This is a genomic window from Okeania sp. SIO2B9 (assembly GCF_010672505.1).
In the GTDB taxonomy this organism is placed as follows: Bacteria; Cyanobacteriota; Cyanobacteriia; order Cyanobacteriales; family Microcoleaceae; genus Okeania; species Okeania hirsuta.
Map to the genome: position 1 here is coordinate 1 of NZ_JAAHGK010000443.1, position 5,415 is coordinate 5,415.

General features: G+C 38.1%; 5 protein-coding genes. 3 read left to right on the forward strand and 2 right to left on the reverse strand.

Annotation, left to right across the window (positions count from 1 at the left end; translation table 11 throughout):
- The 3 genes from F6K13_RS16455 to F6K13_RS16465 all read left to right on the forward strand — a co-directional run.
- Nucleotides 1-858: tetratricopeptide repeat protein (locus F6K13_RS16455; RefSeq protein ID WP_375340666.1), on the forward strand; the 858-nt coding region annotated here is incomplete at its 5' end.
- A gap of 360 nt (nucleotides 859-1,218) precedes the next feature.
- Entirely contained in the window at nucleotides 1,219-1,458 is a 240-nt protein-coding gene (locus F6K13_RS16460) for a photosystem II protein, Psb35-related (protein WP_124145469.1), read from the forward strand.
- Nucleotides 1,459-1,836: 378 nt separating this feature from the next.
- Nucleotides 1,837-2,076, forward strand: a complete 240-nt coding sequence (locus F6K13_RS16465) for a photosystem II protein, Psb35-related (protein WP_124145469.1) — start codon at nucleotides 1,837-1,839, stop codon at nucleotides 2,074-2,076.
- 450 nt (nucleotides 2,077-2,526) lie between these two features.
- Here F6K13_RS16465 and F6K13_RS16470 read toward each other — a convergent pair whose 3' ends face one another.
- On the reverse strand, nucleotides 2,527-3,486 hold the full coding sequence (locus tag F6K13_RS16470; protein ID WP_192901137.1) for a DNA polymerase III subunit delta': 960 nt from the start codon (nucleotides 3,484-3,486) through the stop codon (nucleotides 2,527-2,529).
- Between the two features lie 239 nt (nucleotides 3,487-3,725).
- A complete protein-coding gene (locus tag F6K13_RS16475) occupies nucleotides 3,726-5,201 on the reverse strand; it encodes a family 10 glycosylhydrolase (RefSeq protein ID WP_240041678.1) in 1,476 nt (491 codons plus the stop codon).
- Nucleotides 5,202-5,415 lie beyond the last annotated feature (214 nt).

Sequence of the window (5,415 nt, forward strand, 5' to 3'; positions counted from 1 at the left end):
TTACAGTTTTATATCCCCCCTTTGCCCCCCTTTCTAAGGGTGGCAAAGGGGGGATATAAAACTGTATCTCATAGATTCAAGAACTGCTGTATTAATCCACCAAAATTTCAGCAATTAGTTTCTGACAATATCTCAGAAAAATCTATTACAAGTTTCATTCACGATCGCGCTATTGGAATGGGGAGTTTATACCCTGGTGTTTCTCCAGCAAATAAGTCTGAGGTCGGGTTTGAAATTATTGAAAGGATAGGAATGTTACCCCCTGCCAATATTTCATCAGGAAATTACATATTAGAAGCGACTTATCTTAACCGGAAAACTGGAGAAACTTATCCTATTCCCATACAACCCCCCGTGCGTGTCGAAGTAGACCCCCAGGCCGAAATATTACCAGCACCAGAATTAGATTTAGTGACACAGTTACGGATGTGGGGGCAAAAATTGCCTCTAGGAATAAAAGGTTTAGAAACTGTATTTGAGGAAGTGGGGCGAGTTAACCAGTACGATCCAGTCCAAGATTATACCACACAAGCAGAAAAAACTTTGTCATATCGTTTGCAGCAAGACCCCAATAATTTAGAGTTGCTCTATGGGTTGAGTTTGGCCAGGGTTTTACAACAGGATGCAGATGGAGCGATCGCTGCTTTGACTAGAGTAACTGAGTTAGATTCTCAAAACCCCTTTGCCTATGCTTATTTGGCTTTTGTTTATCTATATAACTTAAATCCCGGGCCCGCAGCAATAGCTTTGAAGTCTGCTTTGGAACTTGACCCCACTCAGCCAGAAATTAGAGCTTTAAATGGAGTTACTGCTTTGATGCAAGGGAATGTAATCAAGGCGTGGCGTTATCTGAAATAGGGAGTGGGGGAGTGGGGGAGTGGGGGAGTAGGGGAGTGTGGGAGATTGAGAAATATTTGGCAATGGCGCTGAGATAGAACATTTTTTTATACCGAATTAAACGGACTTGATGTTATCTCAAATATCCAGGTAGAGAGTTGGGAAAAGTGGGAAAAACGTTTCTCTATCTAAGCTTTAGCGTCAGTACTAAGTACTGAATACCTCATTTTTTGCCATAAGTCAAGACTCAAGAAGTGTGGATTTCTATATTTTTTTACCCACAACACCGTCACTTATGCTAACTTGACACTTACCGCAATAAATTGTTACATTTGTTTACATAAAGGTAAATAAGTGTAAAGAAAAAAAAGGAAAAAAATTATGGTTATTTTAATCTCACTATTCGTTATCGGTTGGGTCGCTGCAGCAGTAATTGGAAGCCAAGCTTATTTATTGGGCGAACAAAGTAAGCCTATCCACGAGCGCAACTGGAGTTCTAAGTCTTTTGAAAATTTATCTGAATCTTTAACAGGCAATAGATTGGACTACAATCAGCGAATTCCGGCCTATAGTATGGACGCCTATGCTAGCCAGCGCCTTGCTGATGGTTCAAATGTATAGGTAAAGATTTATGGTTTGATTTTTCCCTAACTCCTCTCTCTGAAACTTAATTGAACTATTTTCATCCCAAGCAGATATTGGGGTGATTTTTTTTTGATTCAGGGACTGTTTTTAACGAAGTCAGAAGTCAGAAGTCAGAAGTTATTTTTGTGACGGGGATGCGTGAGCAACTCTCTAAAAATATTTCGCCTTAAAAGACGGGGTGGCGCGACCCAATTATTTTGATTGATCAAAATGTCAATACTTAATAGGTGCGGATTTCCACATCTTTTTATCTGGTTTACCGTCACTTATGCTAACTTGACACTTACCGCAATAAATTGTTACATTTGTTTACATAAAGGTAAATAAGTGTAAAGAAAAAAAAGGAAAAAAATTATGGTTATTTTAATCTCACTATTCGTTATCGGTTGGGTCGCTGCAGCAGTAATTGGAAGCCAAGCTTATTTATTGGGCGAACAAAGTAAGCCTATCCACGAGCGCAACTGGAGTTCTAAGTCTTTTGAAAATTTATCTGAATCTTTAACAGGCAATAGATTGGACTACAATCAGCGAATTCCGGCCTATAGTATGGACGCCTATGCTAGCCAGCGCCTTGCTGATGGTTCAAATGTATAGGTAAAGATTAATGATTTGATTTTTCGCTAACTCCTCTCTCTGAAACTTAATTGAACTATTTTCATCCCAAGCAGATATTGGGGTGATTTTTTTTGATTCACAGGCTGTTTACCGCTATTGGTAGTGGACTGACACATCTAAAATGGTGCGTTACGACGGATTGTTAAATGCCTTTCACAGCCTAGATTTTAGCCGTCTAACGCACCCTACTGGATTGTTTCATCTAAAAATGTGCATTAGAAAATGGGGGAGGTGACGGGGTGATGGGGTAATGCAGTATCAGTGATACGAAAAAAGCGCTCTGCAAAGTTTTAGCTGTGCATCCATCCGTGCATCCGTGGCAAAATCCGTGTCTTGCCCTGACTTCTCTAAAGCACTATTTTAGCTGAAACTGTCCACTACAAATTTTGCTTTCTCCTGTCTCCTGACTCCTGACTCCTGACTCCTTCTTCAAACAGAACACATCGCCATGAAAGTACATTCCCAAACTAATCTAGGTTGGACATAGGAGAGTAAATATTTTCTAGCTGCCTCCAGATGTTTGAGACATTCCACTTTGTCAAGCTGCTGCTGTTGCTTGGCCCAATAACTATGCTGTAGATAATCTATCAACCATAACTGCGCCTCCATATCCAAATTTTTACTAATATCTCGCCCTACTTCTAGTGCTTGACGAATAGTCTTAATACCCTGAGTGACTGTTTCCAAAATATCCGCAGGAATTTCTTGTAGTTGTTGCCAAGCAGCGATCGCTTCTCCTGGACTACCTTGAGCCATCATCATCACTTCTTTATGCCTCAAAATTTCTTCATGGCCAGCTTTTTCCAATACGAGCTTCATATTCTCGTTGGCCAAGCGATAAAAAGGAATGCGCTGACATCGGGACACCAAGGTGGGCAATAATGAATCAACTCCCGGAGCAATTAAGATTAAAGTTGCCCGTTTGCCAGGTTCTTCCAAAGTTTTCAACAAACCATTTGCAGCACTTTCTCTCATTGTTTCAGCTTGTTGCAAGACTACTACTGACCTTGCAGTTTCTAGGGGGGGACGACCGAGAAATTCACTAATTTCCCGTACCTGTTCGAGACGAATTTGAGGTGGTGACTTGCGTTTGACTCCTGCTTCTGTTGCTTCTTTTGCTGAGAGCAGTTTTCCTTGGTGTAGATAGGTGGGTTCTACCCATAATAGGTCTGGATGGTTTCTTTTGTGAATGCGATTTTTTAGGGATGGGTTAGCAGGGGAGTGGTTATTGGAGAATAGGAGTTCAATAAAACATTGGGCAGTTAAACCTCGTCCTATTCCTGGAGTGCCTACAAATAAATAGGCAGGGGCAATACGTTGGCGAGCAACTGCTTGAGTTAATAATTCTATGGCTTGGTTTTGTCCGATAATTGAGGTAAATGAAGTCACAATGAAGAAGGAGTCAGAACTCAGAACTCTGAACTCAGGAGGGAACAAGGAGGAAGAGGAGAAGAAAGTTTTTCCTGAATGCTATGAAAAGGATCCAGGAGTCGTAGGGGCAATTTCCTACGGAATACTTTTCTACGGAATACTTCGTAAACGTAAACGCGTTTGCGGAGCATGACTTTAGGAAATTGTCCGTACAGGAGTCAGAATGAATATGTTGAATACCATTTTTAAAATTAAATCTAAAAAGATGATTTAACTCTGTTTGCTGTTTCTTCTGATTCTCCAGAAAGTGGGAAAACTAACACACTCTTAATATTGGAATTATTAACTAATTCGTCAAGGCGGTGTAATTGTTTATCGGTAATACCAATACCGTCATATTGTTTGGCATAATTCAATTCTTCCTGAAAGTTATCTTCATTATAAGCTTGAATAAAGACTCGATCTACTAACCATTTTTCCCAGTCTGCAGCAAAATATTTTTTCGCCCAATAAGGGTTATGATGACTAAGATCAAAACTAACTGAATTGTTGGCTTTTTTCATTTCTGTTACCATCTGTTTGGTAAAACTTGTTAATTTTGCTGTCCGGTCTACTTTTCCTGGCAATTCTGCATGATATCCGAGATAATCATCCCATTGAACGGCATCGATTTTTGGATATTTTTTGACAAATTCAACTAAAATATTAGTAAAAAAGTTAGCTACTTCTTCTACTTCTACATCTAAGACATAATGCTCAATTCCATCGTAGGTTTTATCTACTCCAGGAACTATCCATTTTTTAGCAATTGCTAAGTCAAAAATCGGACTATTTTTATCAATTTTAATGCCTTTCTCAAAGTAAGCATGAACTTCTATTCCTTGTTTATGTGCTTCATCAATTAACCAAACTAACCATTGTTCATTAAATTCATTAGGACAGCTATTTGCTCCTAGTATTTGTTGCATTACTTCACTTTTGTACATGGTACAACCATTTCCCCAAACTCCGTGAATTATGGTATTAAATCCTTGTTTTTTATAATAACGAACTCTTTCACGAATTGTTTTTTCATCCGCATTATTAGTTATATAATAACGACTTAAGTAAATTCCTCTAATTTCTTTTTTCTCCCAAGGAGTTAAAACTTTATCGTTGAGGGAATTATTATTAGGTTTAACTGGATTAACAATCTTTTTTTCGGCAGGAGTAGGTGATGGTGATTCTATTTTAGGTAAATTTGGTGATTTTTTGACGATTTCTGATGAAGATGATTGAGATGATTCGGTTTGATTTGAGTCAATTTCTTTTGATTTTAAAACAGTTTCTTTTTCAAGGGAATTATGATTAGGCTTAACTGGATTAACAATCTTTTCTTCGGTAGTAATAGGTGATGGTGATTCTCTTTTAGGTAAATCTGGTGTATTTTTGACGGTTTCTGATGAAGATGATTGAGATGATTCGGTTGGAGTTGAGTCAGTTTCTTTTGATTTTAAAAAAGTTTCTTTTTCGGTTGATCTCTCTTCTGATTTTACAGTGGGAATAGGTAGATTTGGAAATTTATCTTGGAGCCAAGAAACCACTGAATTATTAGATACGAATTTAGACAAATCGATCTGATTTCTCTGAATAAACCACCAGTAACTTCCACCTAAAATCATCAAAAAAATTAGAATTTCTACCAAACAACCTGAATCAAAAAGACGAGAAGAATTATCCTTTTTTTTAGACATAGGTTCAATAATTGATAATTGATAATGGATAATTGATAATTACCTCTTCCTTTTACGGAGAGGATTGAATAAAAGGAAAATTTTTTAAAATTCACCATATCCGAAAACGTAATTATCAAGAAACCTCTCCCAGCAGCAGGTATTGTTTGCTCCAATCCTCAGCGCGCTCAACGTCTAGTCAACCGTTATTTTCCTTCAGCTCAATTACATACCG

Coding starts and splice junctions, on each gene's coding strand:
- F6K13_RS16465 (WP_124145469.1), top strand. CDS start 1,837: ATGGTTATTTTAATCTCACTATTCGTTATCGGTTGGGTCGCTGCAGCA.
- F6K13_RS16475 (WP_240041678.1), bottom strand. CDS start 5,201: ATGTCTAAAAAAAAGGATAATTCTTCTCGTCTTTTTGATTCAGGTTGT.
- F6K13_RS16460 (WP_124145469.1), top strand. CDS start 1,219: ATGGTTATTTTAATCTCACTATTCGTTATCGGTTGGGTCGCTGCAGCA.